The 15,762-nt window shown below is 48.6% G+C and carries 16 protein-coding genes; 11 read left to right on the plus strand and 5 right to left on the minus strand.

Going from position 1 to position 15,762, the window contains the following annotated elements:
- A complete protein-coding gene (locus P2G88_RS17310) occupies window positions 1-852 on the plus strand; it encodes an aminotransferase class IV (RefSeq protein WP_275798288.1) in 852 nt (283 codons plus the stop codon).
- Between the two features lie 56 nt (window positions 853-908).
- Here P2G88_RS17310 and fur read toward each other — a convergent pair whose 3' ends face one another.
- Complete coding sequence (fur, locus tag P2G88_RS17315) at window positions 909-1,331, minus strand: ferric iron uptake transcriptional regulator (RefSeq protein WP_275798290.1); 423 nt, start codon at window positions 1,329-1,331, stop codon at window positions 909-911.
- A gap of 244 nt (window positions 1,332-1,575) precedes the next feature.
- On the opposite strand from fur, the gene P2G88_RS17320 reads away from it, so the two are divergent.
- Both P2G88_RS17320 and P2G88_RS17325 read left to right on the plus strand, forming a co-directional pair.
- Window positions 1,576-3,597: a methyl-accepting chemotaxis protein gene (locus P2G88_RS17320; protein ID WP_275798292.1), complete on the plus strand. Its 2,022-nt coding sequence runs from the start codon at window positions 1,576-1,578 to the stop codon at window positions 3,595-3,597.
- 303 nt (window positions 3,598-3,900) lie between these two features.
- Window positions 3,901-4,110: a cold-shock protein gene (locus P2G88_RS17325; RefSeq protein WP_275798294.1), complete on the plus strand. Its 210-nt coding sequence runs from the start codon at window positions 3,901-3,903 to the stop codon at window positions 4,108-4,110.
- A 71-nt stretch (window positions 4,111-4,181) separates the two neighbouring features.
- On the opposite strand, the gene fldA is transcribed toward P2G88_RS17325, so the two are convergent.
- The 3 genes from fldA to P2G88_RS17340 all read right to left on the minus strand — a co-directional run bounded on the left by fldA (window position 4,182) and on the right by P2G88_RS17340 (window position 5,832).
- Window positions 4,182-4,709 (minus strand): flavodoxin FldA, encoded by a 528-nt coding sequence (gene fldA / locus P2G88_RS17330; RefSeq protein ID WP_275798296.1) that lies wholly within the window; start codon window positions 4,707-4,709, stop codon window positions 4,182-4,184.
- Window positions 4,710-4,736: 27 nt separating this feature from the next.
- A complete protein-coding gene (locus P2G88_RS17335) occupies window positions 4,737-4,961 on the minus strand; it encodes a DUF2788 domain-containing protein (protein WP_275798298.1) in 225 nt (74 codons plus the stop codon).
- 97 nt (window positions 4,962-5,058) lie between these two features.
- Window positions 5,059-5,832: an alpha/beta fold hydrolase gene (locus P2G88_RS17340; protein ID WP_275798300.1), complete on the minus strand. Its 774-nt coding sequence runs from the start codon at window positions 5,830-5,832 to the stop codon at window positions 5,059-5,061.
- A 115-nt stretch (window positions 5,833-5,947) separates the two neighbouring features.
- On the opposite strand from P2G88_RS17340, the gene seqA reads away from it, so the two are divergent.
- The 5 genes from seqA (at window position 5,948) to astE (ending at window position 13,562) form a co-directional block, all read left to right on the plus strand.
- Window positions 5,948-6,523, plus strand: a complete 576-nt coding sequence (gene seqA, locus P2G88_RS17345) for a replication initiation negative regulator SeqA (protein WP_275798301.1) — start codon at window positions 5,948-5,950, stop codon at window positions 6,521-6,523.
- Between the two features lie 81 nt (window positions 6,524-6,604).
- On the plus strand, window positions 6,605-8,257 hold the full coding sequence (gene pgm / locus P2G88_RS17350; protein ID WP_275798302.1) for a phosphoglucomutase (alpha-D-glucose-1,6-bisphosphate-dependent): 1,653 nt from the start codon (window positions 6,605-6,607) through the stop codon (window positions 8,255-8,257).
- Between the two features lie 298 nt (window positions 8,258-8,555).
- Window positions 8,556-11,048 (plus strand): glycogen/starch/alpha-glucan phosphorylase, encoded by a 2,493-nt coding sequence (locus P2G88_RS17355; RefSeq protein WP_275798303.1) that lies wholly within the window; start codon window positions 8,556-8,558, stop codon window positions 11,046-11,048.
- 113 nt (window positions 11,049-11,161) lie between these two features.
- Window positions 11,162-12,475 carry a bifunctional diguanylate cyclase/phosphodiesterase gene (locus tag P2G88_RS17360; protein WP_275798304.1) on the plus strand — a complete coding sequence of 438 codons (1,314 nt, stop codon included), beginning with the start codon at window positions 11,162-11,164 and terminating at the stop codon, window positions 12,473-12,475.
- Window positions 12,476-12,539: 64 nt separating this feature from the next.
- The gene (gene astE / locus P2G88_RS17365; RefSeq protein WP_275798316.1) at window positions 12,540-13,562 is read left to right on the plus strand and encodes a succinylglutamate desuccinylase; all 1,023 of its coding nucleotides are present in this window, start codon (window positions 12,540-12,542) and stop codon (window positions 13,560-13,562) included.
- A gap of 4 nt (window positions 13,563-13,566) precedes the next feature.
- Here astE and P2G88_RS17370 read toward each other — a convergent pair whose 3' ends face one another.
- A complete protein-coding gene (locus P2G88_RS17370) occupies window positions 13,567-14,301 on the minus strand; it encodes a transporter substrate-binding domain-containing protein (protein WP_275798305.1) in 735 nt (244 codons plus the stop codon).
- A gap of 55 nt (window positions 14,302-14,356) precedes the next feature.
- Here P2G88_RS17370 and P2G88_RS17375 point away from each other — a divergent pair, with 55 nt between their 5' ends.
- The 3 genes from P2G88_RS17375 (at window position 14,357) to P2G88_RS17385 (ending at window position 15,642) form a co-directional block, all read left to right on the plus strand.
- Window positions 14,357-14,758, plus strand: coding sequence for an HIT family protein (locus tag P2G88_RS17375; RefSeq protein WP_275798306.1), 402 nt, complete (start codon window positions 14,357-14,359; stop codon window positions 14,756-14,758).
- 216 nt (window positions 14,759-14,974) lie between these two features.
- Window positions 14,975-15,316, plus strand: a complete 342-nt coding sequence (locus P2G88_RS17380; RefSeq protein ID WP_275798307.1) for an antibiotic biosynthesis monooxygenase — start codon at window positions 14,975-14,977, stop codon at window positions 15,314-15,316.
- A 98-nt stretch (window positions 15,317-15,414) separates the two neighbouring features.
- Window positions 15,415-15,642, plus strand: coding sequence for a hypothetical protein (locus P2G88_RS17385; RefSeq protein ID WP_275798308.1), 228 nt, complete (start codon window positions 15,415-15,417; stop codon window positions 15,640-15,642).
- Window positions 15,643-15,762 lie beyond the last annotated feature (120 nt).

Genomic DNA, 15,762 nt, shown 5'->3' on the forward strand with positions numbered 1-15,762 from the left:
ATGGGTCAGGTTTATCTTAACGGTCGCTTTATGCCGATGGAGGAAGCCCGGATTTCGCCTATGGATCGTGGTTTCCTATTTGGTGAGGGCATCTACGAGGTGATCCCCTGTCATCAGAGCAAGCTGGTGGGTTTTAGCGCCCATTTGGCTCGCCTGAAAAACGGCCTGACAGAGCTTGAGATTGAGGTAACGCTTACCGACCAGGAGTGGCGGGATATCGCGCTAACGCTCGCCAAAGGGCACAGCAGTGACTATCTGGGCATTTACCTTCATGTAAGCCGCGGCGCTGATAATCGGCGAAGCCATGGCTACCCGGACAATCTTACCCCGACCATTTTCGCCTTTGCTTTTGACATTGCGCCGCCGAATAGCGATGGCAAGCATCCTGGATTTAAGGTAGTGACCGAGTTGGATAAGCGCTGGCGGCGCTGCCATATCAAAAGTACAGCGCTGCTTGGTAACGTCATGCATTTTCGTCAGGCTCAGCGCCAGCAGCTTAATGAAGTGATCTTATACAATGATCGTCAGGAGCTGACGGAAGCGTCTTCCAGCAATGTTTTTGTGATTATCGATTCTCTGGTGGTGACACCGCCTTTGGATAGCCAGTTGTTGCCGGGGGTTACCCGCCAATTATTGCTTAGGATCTTACAAGAGCATTCAGATATCAGGGTAGAAGAGCGGGTTGTGCGTCTGGATGAGCTGTGTCTTGCCGATGAAGTCTGGCTAACCAGTTCCACCAAGGAACTGACACCGGTGATTGAGATAGATGGCAATGCAGTAGGGAACGGACGGCCGGGGCCACTTTGGCGACAGGCCCAACGCCTGTTTAACCAGTATAAATACGATTACTGAACCATAAAAAAGCTGCCCAAGGGCAGCTTTGTCATATTCAAAAGGCGATTGGTCCGCTAATCGTTATCTTCACAGCTCGGCTGGCAAACCCCATACAGATACAAGCTGTGGTGGGTGAGCTTCATATTATTTTTCTGTGCTACCTCTGTTTGACGACGCTCAATAAGCTCATCTTCAAACTCCACTACCTTACCGCATTTAAGGCAAACCAAGTGGTCATGGTGTTTCTTCTGGCCGATTTCAAATACCGATTTGCCACCTTCGAAGTGGTGACGGTCGAGTAAGCCTGCGTCATCGAATTGGTTTAGTACCCGATAGACAGTGGCAAGGCCGATTTCTTCCCCTTGCTCCAACAGGACCTTATAAACCTCTTCGGCGCTGATGTGCTGATGCTTGGGATCTTGCAAAATTTCCAAGATTTTAATGCGTGGCAAGGTCACTTTCAGGCCGGCTTTTTTGAGTTCTTGATTTTGATCCATTGAATAACGTCAGTCAGGTGAGAAACAGGCTTCATTATAGGGAACTGACAGGGGAAGAAAAGCCAAAAGGTTTTGTTTTAGAATTTTACGAATATTGTTATATTGATGTGAATAGAAAGTCTGGTTTGACCAGAGTGTGCGATGGACAGCCTGTAGTGGTCCGAAAAGGGGACTTCGGATTTTGGTTGTAATAAGAAGAAAGGGTTTCACAGAAAACCCAAAAAAAATGTAAGGCATATACGCGATGCGCATAACAGTTGTCGGTAAAATCATCTTCGGCTTTGTACTATTTGGATTATTACTGCTACTCACCAATGTTATTTCCTACTTCGGCCTGGCCGATATTCGTGATTCCGCCAAATTGGTGGTGGAAGAAAAAATGCCGGTGCAGGCTCAGATGCTGCAAGTGCAGACCGAACTCCTCACCCTGGCCAATATTTCCCAGGAAGGCTATTTCAGCCAGAAACTATCCAAGTTGCAGGAAAATCAGCAAGCGTTTGAGCAGCGCTCCGAACGCTTCAATGTCTTGCTGTCCGATCTTGCAGAAATGGATATCGATAGCGATGACAAGGCCCAATTGGCGGAGGCTGCCACCTCGGCAGCCACCTATCTCGATGCGACTAATAAGATGTACGCCAGTCGCATACAGGTGCTGAATTTGCGTGACGCTATTTTTGCCTTGGTGAAAGATATCCAGTTCACCGGTGGTGACGCCGGGGCCAATCTGCTGGATATGTCTTACATGGATGGTGCTGAAGATGATCCTAAGCTGGCCCCTGTGGTGGGAGCCGGTGGGCGTATCGACAACATCATCATCACCCTGATAAATGCCACTAAGGAATACAGTGCAAACAACGAGGCTGAACTAAGCGCCACCATTGAGGAAAACCTCAATCTGACCATGGGCGACCTTAGTAATAATGTTGAGTTTATCAATCGCATCGCCACCGGGGTAGATACCGATGGGCTGATGGATGCCTTTAACGAGCAATACAAAAAATTTGTTGAATTGTATCTCGGTGAACAAGGGCTTTTAGCCAAACAGGCCAGTCGCCTTGCCCAGTTGGCTGAAGCCGATCAGCAAATGGAGCGCGCCAACCAGAATTTGACCAAGGCCAAAAAATTACTGGCTGAGGTGTTTGCCAAAGTAAATTCCGACACGCTGGATGGGCAAAATGCCATTCTGGAAACCGTACAGAGTAATATCCTGAAGAGTTTGTTGATCATGTTGGTTGCCTTGGGCATGGTGGTCACTATCGGTACCTTGGCAGCCAGAAGTATTGCCAAGCCTTTGGAGCGCATTCGTAGCAGTTTGAAGCAAATTAGTAGTGGTAATTTGACCCACAAAGCCGATGAATCCGGACAGGATGAGTTTTCCCATTTGGCCCGGGATGTGAACCAACTAACCAGCAGTTTGCATCAGGTAGTAAGCCAGATCACTAACCAGGAGAAACAACTGGAGAAGGCAATTCGCAGCAGCGAAGAGCTTGGGGAAATGACCTTGTCGCAGGTGGATGAGCAGACCAAAATGCTCAGACAAACGGCGCAAAATACCGAACAGGTACGCCATACCAGTAAGAGTAACCTGGACCAAGTAGAACAAAGTATGGCCCAGTTGAGCGAAGTGAAAAACCAAACGCTCAGTGCCGGCAGGCTGGTTGAGACTACTCGCGGCCAAATTCAGACCCAAGCCCAACAGGCTCAGCACTCCGCTGAAGTGATCAATCGTTTGGAGAGCAACAGCAAGAAAATCGGTGGTATCTTGGATGTGATCAAAACCATTGCCGAACAAACCAACTTGCTGGCGCTAAACGCCGCTATCGAAGCTGCCAGGGCGGGAGAGCAGGGGCGGGGCTTTGCGGTGGTGGCCGATGAAGTGCGTACCCTGGCCAACCGTACACAAAATTCCACCGAGGAAATTGAGCAGATGATTGCCAGTCTGCAGTCCGATGCGCAAAAGGCGGTCAGTGCCATGGGTGTTGGCGAGAAGCAGGCGCAGCAAAGTGTCAGCCAGATTGAAAAACTTAACAGCGAAATCCAGGCTATCGGAGATATCGTCGCTAAGTTAGTCGCTATCAATGAGCGCATTGTCGGCGATACTACCCAGCAAGACGGGGTGCTCGAAAATGTGGCAGGCAATATCAATTCAGTGGTGGATCTGGCTGAGTTAAGCGCCGATACCACACAGAAATCCAGTGGCGCTATAGCGCAGGTGGGTGAACTGATGAAGCAATTGCATAACGCAGTGTCACGCTTCCGCTTGTAATCCATTGACAGGCCGGCAGTTTCTGCCGGCGCTGCTTAACAATAAGTCTTATATTAATTAGTATTGTTGAATAAGTTCTGTACAAGGCTGTTGATTCTGTTATAGTGCACTTGGCCTGTTAGTAAGACCTGAAATATCGACAACCTGAGCTTTACCAATTGCCTTCGCTACATCTGCTTTACCCGTTTTTGTCCTGAAGTCTTTGCGTCATCGTTGCTTGAATCATTCTTCCTGTTTGGCAGGCCAATCGTCACTCAAACACTATTGTTTGACTTTTTAATATAGTTATCCCAGGAGAAATTCATGGCTAAGACAACTGGTACCGTTAAGTGGTTTAACGAAGAGAAAGGTTTCGGTTTTATCGCTCAGGAAGGCACAGGTAAAGATGTATTCGTACATTTCCGTGCTATTTCCGGTGACGGATTCAAGACATTGGCTGAAGGCCAACAAGTCGCTTTCGAAATCGAACAAGGCAACAAGGGCCCACAAGCGGCCAACGTTACTCTTCTGTAACACTTGCGCTTAAGCGATTAAAAAGGGAACGTAATGTTCCCTTTTTTGTGTCTACATGAAAAGCAAACGGATCAAGATTCCAGTTCTGCCAGGCACATTTCCTCATATACCTGCTTACACCACTGCTTGACTCGCTTTTCAGTCAGTTCGGGTTGGCGATCCTCGTCGATACCTAAACCGACGAAATGTTTGTCATCAGCCATGCCTTTGCTGGCTTCAAAGTTATAGCCCTCGGTAGGCCAGTGACCGATGATGATGGCGCCACGGGCTTCGACGATATCACGGATCATGCCCATGGCATCGAGGAAGTATTCGGCATAGTCTTCTTGATCACCGCAGCCGAAAATAGCTACCAGCTTGTCAGTGAAATCGATTTGTTCCAATTCAGGGAAGAAATCATCCCAATCGCACTGCGCTTCGCCGTAATACCAGGTGGGAATGCCGAACATCAGCAGATCAAAATTAGCGATATCTTCTTTGCTGCTCTTGGCGATGTCATGCACGTCAATCAGGTGCTTGCCCAGTTCCTTTTGGATCATCTTGGCGACATGCTCAGTATTGCCGGTGTCGCTGCCAAAAAATAGTCCCACGCTTGCCATATGCTTTGATACCTCTAGTCTGTAGGGCTAGCCGCCCACGCCTGAAGATTGCCAGAATAATTGAATGATGCCTTTGGCCAGGAAGCCGGCCGCACCCAGAAACAACACAAGGTAGGCGACGGCGCGTCCAATCGCAGGCACGTTGTTCTTCTTCAACACATCATGAACGGCGAAACCCATCAACAAAAAAAGTGCTAGTAAAGATAGGTTTAGCACTATCGTTTCGATCTGTTCGTAATATTGGCTCAACATGCCGTCGGTTACCTCATTAAAAACGGCGCGCACTATAGCATAAGGACTAACCCTATGTTAATGCGTCAGATCAAACGAAATACGCCCAAATCGCCTTTCAGTTTGCCTCATCTGCCAGAAAATCCTGCACAATCTTGTTAAAAGCCGTAGGTTTTTCCGCATGCAGCCAATGCCCGGCCCCTTGCAGTATTTTCCCCTGGCTATTGGGGAACTGTTGCAGGATCGCGGGGCGATGGTCAGCCTGAATATAGTCTGATTGCCCACCTTTGATAAATAAGGTTGGGCCGCTGTACGGTTTCTCTGACGCTTGCCAGTCAATTATGTCAGGGTATTCGGCTGCAAGAAGGGGCAGATTAAAGCGCCACTGCCAGCCACCTTCATCCTGGTACAGGCTTTTCAGCAGAAACTGTCTAACCCCAGGTTCCTGAATATGCGAAGCCATGCGGACATCGGCTTCTTTTCGATCTGATAAGGTGGCCAAGTCAACGGCACTGAGTCCGTTAAATACGTTTTGATGTCTGTGTCCGTAGGCCACTGGGGCAATGTCCGCGATCATCAATTTATCGAAGCGCTCAGGCGCCAGTTGAGCCATGCGCATGGCGACCTTGCCGCCCATGGAATGGCCAAGCAGGGCGATATCTTCAAGACCCAGGTGATCCAAGGTACCAAGGACCTGCCTGGCATAATCATCGTAGCTAAAGGTATTGCTATGAGCCGAGCGCCCATGATCGGGGAGATCAAGGCTTACCACCTGATACTGATCTTGCAGCGCCCGCTTAATGCTATTGAGGTTTTCCAGGTTGCCAAATAAGCCATGTAGTAACACCACCGGCTTACCTTCTCCTGCTAGTTGATAATGTAAATCTGTCATTCACCGATACCGCCGTTGAAAACCAAAAGGGTTATATCACACTGCGAGACTGTACCCCTAGAGCAGGACAAGTATAATGGCGGGCGCAGTAATTCAGCCAACCTCTTGGTAGACAATGAAAACAATTGAAATAGAAGAAGATTTGTACCGTTATATCGCCGCACAAACCATGCAAATCGGCGAGAGCGCCTCGGATATCCTGCGTCGTTTGCTGTTTATCCATTCACAGGAAAGCCCAGCGCAGATCCCGCAAATTACACCACCAAAGGCGAAAGTTCAGGCCAAAGCCGAGGCTGAGCCAACAGACGAGAAGCCGGTTGTGCTGGTTGCAAAGAAGGACGATGACCTGTTTTCTCTATTGGCACAAAAGGCAGTGACCGAACTTGGTAGTACGGTAGAGCGCTTTGTTGAAATTCTGGCGACCCTTGCCCAAGTGCAGGGCGACGCTTTTGCCAAGGTGCTGGAGGTAAAGGGACGTAACCGCGTGTATTTTGCCACCAGCAAAGAGGCCCTGTTGGCTGCAGGCAGCAGCACCAACCCCAAGGCTTTGCCTGGCAGCGACTATTGGGTGGTGACTAATAACAATACCCAGAAGAAGCTGACCATGCTCAAAGAGGTGACCTCGGTATTGGGTTATCAGGAAGCGGAAATTCAGCAATTGTGTGAATTGTTGAATCCAACACTGGACTAGCGTCCTCTGTCGTTCCACCATTATTCAACAATATGAACAATGGTGGGACTTGCTCCTGCCAAACCGTGACAGGAGAAGTCGATGGCATTACATCCTTTGGCCGGGCACCCCGCCGCCGAATCGCATTTGGTTAACGTACCCAGGCTGGTTGCAGCCTACTACAGTAATACGCCAGATAAAGCGGAGCCTGCGCACCGGGTACAATTTGGTACCTCTGGACACCGTGGCACTTCACTAAACTGCACCTTTAATGACTGGCATATTGCCGCCATCTGTCAGGCTCTGGCCGAATATCGTCATGCCAATGGTATCGGCGGCCCGCTATTCATTGGAATGGACACCCATGCCTTGTCAGAGCCGGCATTTATTACCGCTGTCGAAGTGTTAGCCGCCAACGGTATAGCATTGCAGGTAGAACAAAACCGTGGTTATACACCAACCCCGGCCATCTCCCACGCCATATTAAATTACAATCGTGGCCGCACCAGCGGCCTGGCCGATGGTGTTGTGATCACGCCTTCCCATAACCCGCCAGAAGATGGGGGCTTTAAATACAACCCACCAAATGGCGGTCCGGCCGATACTACCGTTACCGATATTATCCAAACCCGCGCCAATGATTTAATGGCAGCCGATCTTCAAGGCGTAAAACGCCTGCATTTTACCAGCGCATTGCGGGAAGGCTGGGTTACAGAGCATGACTTTGCCAAAGACTATATTGACGAGTTGGATCAGGTGGTGGATATGCAGGCCATCGCGGCTGCAGGACTGAAATTGGGGGCTGATCCTTTAGGTGGGGCCGGTGGTGCCTACTGGCCGCGTATTGCCGAACGTTACGCACTCAATATCGAGGTGGTAAACGGGTCTGTCGATCCTACCTTCCGCTTTATGCGTCTGGATAAAGACGGCAAGATCCGCATGGACTGCTCTTCGCCCTACGCCATGGCTGGCCTGATCGATTTGAAAGATCGCTTTGATTTGGCCTTCGGTAATGACGCCGACTTCGACCGTCATGGCATAGTGGCGCCCTCTGTTGGCCTGATGAATCCCAATCATTACCTGGCAGTGGCCATTGATTATTTGTATCGCAACCGGCCACAGTGGCCGACCAATCTCAAGATTGGCAAAACCTTAGTCTCCAGCGCCCTGATTGACAGGGTCGCGGAAGATTTAGGCCGAGAACTGGCAGAGATGCCGGTGGGCTTTAAGTGGTTTGTGCAGCCACTGTTAAACGGGCAAATGGGCTTTGCCGGTGAGGAAAGCGCGGGGGGCATCTTCCTGCGTCGCAACGGTCAGCCGTGGGCGACTGATAAAGACGGCATTATCTTGTGTCTGCTTGGTGCCGAACTTACCGCAAAGACCGGCGAAGATCCTGGCCGCTACTATCAAAAGCTCACCGATAAGTTTGGTGCGCCAGCCTATAAGCGTATGGATGCACCGGCCTCTGACGCGCAAAAGAAACTGCTGAGTAAAATGACACCTGAGGTGGTGACTTCCACGGTATTGGCCGGTGAGCCCATTATGCAAAAGCTCACTCATGCCCCGGGCAACAATGCAGCGATTGGTGGTTTGAAAGTTTGTACAGAAAATGGCTGGTTTGCAGCGAGGCCCTCAGGTACCGAGGCTGTTTACAAGATTTACGCAGAAAGTTTCCAAGGGGAGTCTCATCTGTCCTTACTGCTCGATGAAGCTCAGCAACTGGTTTCGCAGTTGTTCGCTGACGCTGGCGTTTAAGAAAGGTTTAATTCATGTAATTAAAATGTAAAATAATGACGAAAAAGGCGGCATTTTATCGTGTGCCGCCTTTTTTTTAACGTTTTAATAACGAAAATGCCCTTTGAATTCTGTTTTTTTCTATTAAACTAGGTTTGTTTCGTAATTTTATTACAAAAGGTGCTGGTTTTTTCGCCGGCCCTTAACAGAGGCAAGACAAGGAATATCTTCTCGCGGGCACCTTCAACCGGTAAGGCCTGGCAGATTCCTTCATTACGACAATACTTGCGTCTGCAGCCACGAAAGCGGAGGGTACATAATGAGTAAAAAACCACAGCGTAGCGGCAGTGTGAATACCGCATCCCAGTTAAGCGCTCTGTCCAAGCAGGACATCAAACAAGCCATTGTACGTCATTTACACTGCACCCTGGGCACTGACGAAAACAAAGCCAATAATCATGCCTGGTGGAAAGCGGCCTGCGCTGCGGTGCAAGAGCAGGTGCTGGAACGTTTGCGTATGACGCAAAAAACCCACTATTTGAATGATACCCGTGCGGTGCATTATTTCTCTGCAGAGTTTCTGATGGGCCGCCTGATGTCCAATAATTTGCACAATCTGGGGCTATTTGAGGTGACCCATCAAGCGCTGTTGGAGCTGGGTGTAAATCTCACCGACATCATGGAAGAAGAGCCTGATATGGCGCTGGGCAATGGTGGCTTGGGCCGGCTGGCTGCCTGCTTTATTGACTCTCTGGCGACCCTGGATATGCCGGCCGTGGGCTATGGCTTACATTACGAGCACGGGCTTTTCCGTCAGGAAATCCAAAATGGCGCGCAGATTGAGCGTCCTGACAGTTGGCGAGACTACGGTAACCCCTGGGAGATTTGCCGTCCCGAGTCCATTCAGGAAATCCCCTTATATGGCTACGTAGAGACCAAATACGGCGAAAACGGGCAGATGCATAAGGAATGGCACCCAGGTTATATCGTCAAAGGCTTGCCCTGGGATATTCCGGTGGTGGGCTATGGTGGCAAAACCGTGAACGTATTGCGATTGTGGGAAAGTAAAGCCTCTGGTTATTTTAACTGGGACGTGTTTAACGCCGGTGGTTACGTGGATGCCCAGCGTGAAAATGTGCAGGCGGAAACCATCTCCAAGGTACTTTATCCCAACGATGAGACCGAGGCGGGTAAAGAGCTTCGTCTGATCCAGCAATACTTCTTCTGTGCCTGCTCGCTCAAAGACATTATTCGTCGCTACAAACGTGCTCATGGTGATGATTGGAGCCGCTTTACCAATCAGGTGGTGATCCAGCTAAATGATACCCATCCGGCCATCGCTATTCCTGAGTTGATGCGTATTTTAGTGGACCGGGCGCTGATGGACTGGGATAAGGCCTGGGCCATCTGTACCAATACATTTGCCTACACCAACCACACCTTACTGCCTGAAGCGTTGGAAAAATGGCCGGCCCGAATGTTTGAGAAGATTTTGCCACGGCACCTTGAAATTATTTACGAGATTAACCACCGCTTTATGTTGCAGGTGGAGAAATACTGGCCGGGAAATGACGCCATCAAGCGTAAGCTGTCGATCATCGAAGAAGGTGGTGAGAAGATGGTGCGCATGGGCAATCTGTCGGTCATTGGCTCTTTTGCGGTCAATGGCGTGGCAGAAATCCACTCCAAACTGGTCAAGCAGAACCTGTTCCCTGAGTTTGATCAGATGTGGCCGACAAAGTTTAAAAATGTCACCAATGGCATCACGCCAAGACGTTGGCTCAAAGCTTGTAATCCGGCCTTATCCGATCTTATCAGCACCAAGCTGGGCGAGGATTGGCCTTTGCATTTGGACAAACTGCAGGCGCTGGGTGATTTTGCCGACGATAAGGTGTTCCAGCAGGAGTTTATGTTAATCAAGCACAACAACAAAGTGGCGTTGTGTGAAGAGGTGTTGCAGCTGACCGGCGTTGAACTGCATCCAGAGATGATTTTTGATATTCAGATAAAACGCTTGCATGAATATAAGCGTCAGCATCTGAATTTATTGCATATTCTGGCCCTGTACCGGCGTTTGCTGGAAAACCCCGATTACGACATGCAACCTCGTGCTTTCTTGTTTGCTGCCAAGGCGGCGCCTGGCTATAAACTGGCCAAAAACATTATCTATGCCATCAACAAAGTGGCGGATAAGGTTAACAACGACAAGCGCGTAAACCACAAACTGAAAGTGGTATTCCTGCCCAATTACCGGGTGAGTCTGGCCGAGAAAATGATCCCTGCTGCCGATATTTCAGAGCAGATCTCCACTGCTGGTAAGGAGGCTTCGGGCACAGGCAATATGAAGTTGGCGTTAAATGGTGCGCTGACAGTGGGTACCCTGGATGGCGCCAATATTGAGATTGCTGAGGAAGTGGGCGATGACAATATCTTTATCTTTGGTTTGACCGTAGATGAAGTCATGGCTCTGAAGCAAAAGGGCTATAACCCTTATGACTATTACTACGGTAATCGCGAAATCAAAGCGGTGCTGGACTGGCTGGAAACCGACTATTTCACACCAGGTAAGCCGGGTGAACTGGCTCCCGTAAAGCAAAGTTTACTCGATGGTGGCGACCCCTATCTGGTGCTGGCTGATTTTGAGTCCTATTCAGAGGCACAAAAAAAGGCTGATTTAGCCTATCGGGATAAAGCGGGCTGGGCCAGAAAAGCCATACTTAATACTGCCAGAATGGGTAAATTCAGCTCCGATCGTTCTATTAAGGATTATGTTGAGCGTATCTGGAAACTCAATGCCTGCACCGTTGAGTAAGAGTTTGTAGGTCAGTAAGTTATTAAAAAAGCTCAATTTTACGATTGGGCTTTTTTTTATGAGGGCAAACAGGATAAAATTCACCCAGCTTGGAAGAGGTGTTGTTGTACTTCATGAGTGTCATCTATCGGTCCTTGTCGACCATTCCTAACCGCTATGCGTTTTGGGACGCAATCGATCAATGTGTGCGGCGGGATCCCAATTTATCATTATTGATGATCGATGTGGTGCGCTTCTCGGATGTGAGCAGCAGCATTGGCTATGCTGCCGGTGACCGCATACTGGTGGAGATAGCCAGTCGCATCAAGAACCTCTTCGGCAGTACCTCATTATTGGGTCGCATCAGTGGCGATATGTTCGGTCTGGTGATCCCCGGTAGCCACTCAGAGACGCAACTCACCGATTTTTACCAGCACCTGGTTGAGCACTTCAAAACCCCCATTTGCATCGATGAATATGCTTTTATGGCGGATTTCAATGTGGGCGCGGTGGCTAACATCGTCAGCAATCAGGACACCAGCAAGCTTTTCTCGGTTGCCGAAGCCGCTCTGAAGCAGGCTAAAGAAAGCAAGTATCAGAATTTCCATATCTTGCCTCTCAGAGAAAAGCTGGATTCCAGCCGCTCCCTGGCCCTAAAAGCCGATTTGAAGCGTGCTTTTGCCAACGATGAGCTGACCCTTTATTTTCAGCCCAAGGTTGACCTTCAAAGCATGCGCATTATTGGCGCCGAGTGCTTGTTGCGCTGGAATCACCCATTGGATGGCATCATAGTGCCCGGCAGTTTTATTGAAGCTGCCGAGTCCTACAACATGATGAATGAGCTCGGTTATTGGGTGCTAGAGAAGGCCTTTAGCAGTGCGCTGCACTTGCAGGCCAGCGGGATTGATCTGCAATTATCCATGAACATTTCTCCCACCCAGCTTTACGACTCGCACTTTGTGCAAAAGGTAAGGTCCTTGGCTGATTCATACGGTATCGATCTGACTAAGATTGAGCTGGAGTTAACCGAAGACGTAGCCTTGTCCAACTCTATATTGGTCAAACGCCAGTTAGCAGAGATCAAAGCTTTGGGCATGTCGGTGGCAGTAGATGACTTTGGCAAAGGATACTCCAACCTGGCTTACCTACGGGATATCGAATTGGATACCCTCAAAATCGATAAAACCTTTGTGATGGGATTAGACAGTAATCCGGTAAATCGCGCCATTATCGAAGGCTCACAGTTGATTGCCAAGGCCATTAACTGCCGGGTGATTGCAGAGGGCATCGAAACCCTGGCACATCTGCATATTCTGCGTGAAATCGGCATTGAAGCAGGGCAGGGTTTTCTGTTTTCCAAAGCGGTGCCGATCGAGACATTGATGGAACTATGCAACGAAGATCTTATTGTAGGCGGCTCGCAGGCCTTCAATAACCGGGTCGGTTAATTCGTCTCGCTGGCGTCAACTTGATACAATAGCGGGAAATCTCACAAGGTGTGAATCTATGCTAATTCAACGTCTTATGGAAAACGGTGACTTTTTACAATTAAGCCGTTTTCAACCAGAAGTCTTCGACAAACCACTGCAATTTTCTCTCGATAATGGCACCAAGGTGTCCATCACTGCCCCCGGTATAGTGGTGCTGGAGCCGGCTTCTCCGAAGGGCAAAAACATTGTGCTCTCATGTGGTGTGCATGGTAATGAAACCGCACCCATTGAAATTTGTGACGAGTTGCTGCAGGCACTTCTGACCGGTAAGCGCACCGCCAAACATCGCGTGTTGTTTTTATTTGGCAACCTGGCAGCCATGAATATCGGGGAGCGATTTGTCGAAGAGAATATGAATCGCCTGTTTAGTGGCGCTCATAGTAAAGACGGGATCCACAATGCCGAACGCTCCCGGGCCAAATTGCTGGAAGAGGCGGTAGCTGAGTTTTTTGAAGCCGGTGAAGCGCAAGGCCAGCATTATCGTTGCCACTATGACTTACACACCGCCATCCGTGCTTCTAAAAATGACAAGTTTGCAGTCTATCCCTTCTTGCATGGCAAACCTCACAGCAAGGAACAGCTGAGCTTGCTGCTGGCTTGCGGGGTCAACACCATATTGTTGTCGCAAAGCGCGACCACGACTTTCAGCTATTTTTCTTCTTATCGCTTTGGCGCCGATGCCTTTACCGTGGAACTGGGCAAGGTAAAACCTTTTGGTGAAAACGATATGCGCCAGTTTGCCGAGGCTAAAGACACCCTGACCAAATTGGTGACTGAGGAGAGACTTGAACTACCACCTTACCGTGATGAAGACTTTAATATCTTCACTGTTAATCAGGTGGTAAATCGCACAAAAGAGGATTTTCGCCTGAATTTTCCTGATGATGCGCCTAATTTCACCGATTATCCTGTGGGCTATGTGCTTGCCGAAGAATCTGGGGCAACGTATAAAGTGGAAAAGGCGGGAGAGGCCATTGTCTTTCCCAACGCCAAGGTGGCCATTGGTCAACGGGCACTGTTAACGGTGGTGCCTACCAAGATCTAGTCTCTCAGCCCTGGTTATTGACCCTGGCCAGGGCATCTCTTAGCTTTTGTACTATCTGTGGGTCGGTCTCTAAGTTAGCAGCCAGGTAAGTGGTTTGTGCCAATTGAGGCAGCATCAGAGCAAATTGCACATCTTTGTCTTTGAGATTGAAACTATCCAGCATATTTTTGCTGGCACTGGGATCATCGACCACCATATCCACCTTGCCTTTGACCAGTAGCTCCCAGGATTGACGGATATCGGCAGTGATTATCAGTTGTACATCGTCTTTAAACCCATTGGCTCTGAGTAACTCCGCTGCAAAATCCTCGCGTTGGATGGCGATAGTATAGGGCAGGGCATCTTCAAGATTATCCAATTGCACTCGTGAATTGCTGCTGAGTTTGAGTAACCCCAACTGATACTGCCCCACCGGACCAATCCAATGAAAAAGCGTTTCCCGCTTGGGCGTGCGGGCTGTGGCATATAAGAAACTATTGGGTGTGCGTTGTACTAAATCAAAGGCTCTTGCCCAAGGATAAACCTCAAACTCGGCGTGTAGTCCTGCTAAATTTAGAGCTTTACGCACCTTTTCCGTGGTGTTGCCACCAACAACACCCGCCTCAACGGTTTGCGCCGGTGGCGACAGTTCGGTGATCATTCGTAGTTTTACTAGTGCCTGGCCATTGGCATGCGGGCCAAACAACACCAAGGCCAGTAAACAAATCTGGATGACGGGGAGGTATCGCAATTTTTTCAATTCAGAGGCGCCTTATGGGATGATGCGCATAACTCAGGCTAATAGGTAGTGAACCATGTTTCAACTTCATCCTCAACTGCAAAAAGATTGCTTTGAAGTCATCGATTTACCCCTTTGTAAAGTGCTTTTGATGAATGACAGCCAGTACCCCTGGACCATTTTGGTACCAAAAGTAGAGGGCATTCGGGAAATTATTGAGCTCAGTAACGAGCAACAAAGCCAGCTATGGTTGGAATCGGCGCAGCTAAGCCACGCATTGATGAGTTTATTCTCACCACACAAGCTCAATATGGCTGCGCTGGGAAATATGGTGCCGCAGCTGCATATCCACCATATCGCCCGCTATGAAAACGATCCTGCCTGGCCAGCACCGGTGTGGGGAAAACATCCTGCTCAAGCTTATGGATCTGAAGAAGCGAAAGCGCGTATCGAAGCCTTACAAAAAATATTAGCGTAATCGTAAAAGTTTTTTAGATCATCTCGTAAATTAAAAATGCAGTAACTGAAAGATAATGCTCGAATCGGCAAGCTACATGTATTTTTTAATGACCATTGCCTGGTTGTTTTCTATTTTCCGAACGTTTCATATCATCTTAAAAGATATAAAATATGGATTGACTGGCGGATGTCCGAGAGATTTTTTGTGGAATATACAAGTTCAAGGAGATAAAGAATGAATCAGGTTAGTGTTATCAATACGATTTCGGTTCCTAAGGGAATGGAGGATGTTGCTGAACGTGTAAGAGATGATTATGTTAACTATTTTTGTCAGCAAGAGGGCTTTATTAGTTCTACTTTTTATAAATCAATAAGCCGAGACGACGACAATTCGATTAAATATGTTAATACTGTTGTTTGGGCCTCCTATGAGCACTTCAAAAAAGTGGTCAACTCTGGGTTTGCAAATGTTGATGGGAAAAATAGTGACGGGAGGCGTGTTTTAGGGAAGGGCTTTCCGGAACCAATAAAGGTTATGCCTGGACAGTACGTCATCATAGCGCATACACAGACCTGAAAAACAACCCTTTGGTAATTTCTCAATTGATCTCGAGGCTTCCTTTTTATGTATAGTCTGCAATCATTGCCTCGATAACCAGCAACAGAAAAAGAGAAATGAAACAAAAACTACTCAAATACGGAACATTGGTGTTGGTTGTATACCTGATGCTGAAACCCGAAACCATGGCCATGGCGCTAATGATCGATGCGGTAGGCATTGAACTGTTCGTGTTATTGGTAGGGCTTCAATTCAGCTCGGCATTGCAGTATGCCTATGTGGTATGGTTTAAGCCTATTGCTTTGCCTGTATCCCGTTGGCTGGTGCAGCGAGACAGCTACTGATCCATACCAACAAGACTGGACACCTCGTTAAGCGATAGAATCGCAATCGAGGTGAAGCATGACAAAAGAATCCAGATCCCGTAAACGCCACGGCGAAGAGTTTAAAGCAGAAGCCCTGCG

The sequence above is a fragment of the Aliiglaciecola sp. CAU 1673 genome (assembly GCF_029223185.1).
GTDB lineage: Bacteria > Pseudomonadota > Gammaproteobacteria > Enterobacterales > Alteromonadaceae > Bowmanella.

Coding starts and splice junctions, on each gene's coding strand:
- P2G88_RS17310 (WP_275798288.1), top strand. CDS start 1: ATGGGTCAGGTTTATCTTAACGGTCGCTTTATGCCGATGGAGGAAGCC.
- fur (WP_275798290.1), bottom strand. CDS start 1,331: ATGGATCAAAATCAAGAACTCAAAAAAGCCGGCCTGAAAGTGACCTTG.
- P2G88_RS17320 (WP_275798292.1), top strand. CDS start 1,576: ATGCGCATAACAGTTGTCGGTAAAATCATCTTCGGCTTTGTACTATTT.
- P2G88_RS17325 (WP_275798294.1), top strand. CDS start 3,901: ATGGCTAAGACAACTGGTACCGTTAAGTGGTTTAACGAAGAGAAAGGT.
- fldA (WP_275798296.1), bottom strand. CDS start 4,709: ATGGCAAGCGTGGGACTATTTTTTGGCAGCGACACCGGCAATACTGAG.
- P2G88_RS17335 (WP_275798298.1), bottom strand. CDS start 4,961: ATGTTGAGCCAATATTACGAACAGATCGAAACGATAGTGCTAAACCTA.
- P2G88_RS17340 (WP_275798300.1), bottom strand. CDS start 5,832: ATGACAGATTTACATTATCAACTAGCAGGAGAAGGTAAGCCGGTGGTG.
- seqA (WP_275798301.1), top strand. CDS start 5,948: ATGAAAACAATTGAAATAGAAGAAGATTTGTACCGTTATATCGCCGCA.
- pgm (WP_275798302.1), top strand. CDS start 6,605: ATGGCATTACATCCTTTGGCCGGGCACCCCGCCGCCGAATCGCATTTG.
- P2G88_RS17355 (WP_275798303.1), top strand. CDS start 8,556: ATGAGTAAAAAACCACAGCGTAGCGGCAGTGTGAATACCGCATCCCAG.
- P2G88_RS17360 (WP_275798304.1), top strand. CDS start 11,162: ATGAGTGTCATCTATCGGTCCTTGTCGACCATTCCTAACCGCTATGCG.
- P2G88_RS17375 (WP_275798306.1), top strand. CDS start 14,357: ATGTTTCAACTTCATCCTCAACTGCAAAAAGATTGCTTTGAAGTCATC.
- P2G88_RS17380 (WP_275798307.1), top strand. CDS start 14,975: ATGAATCAGGTTAGTGTTATCAATACGATTTCGGTTCCTAAGGGAATG.
- P2G88_RS17385 (WP_275798308.1), top strand. CDS start 15,415: ATGAAACAAAAACTACTCAAATACGGAACATTGGTGTTGGTTGTATAC.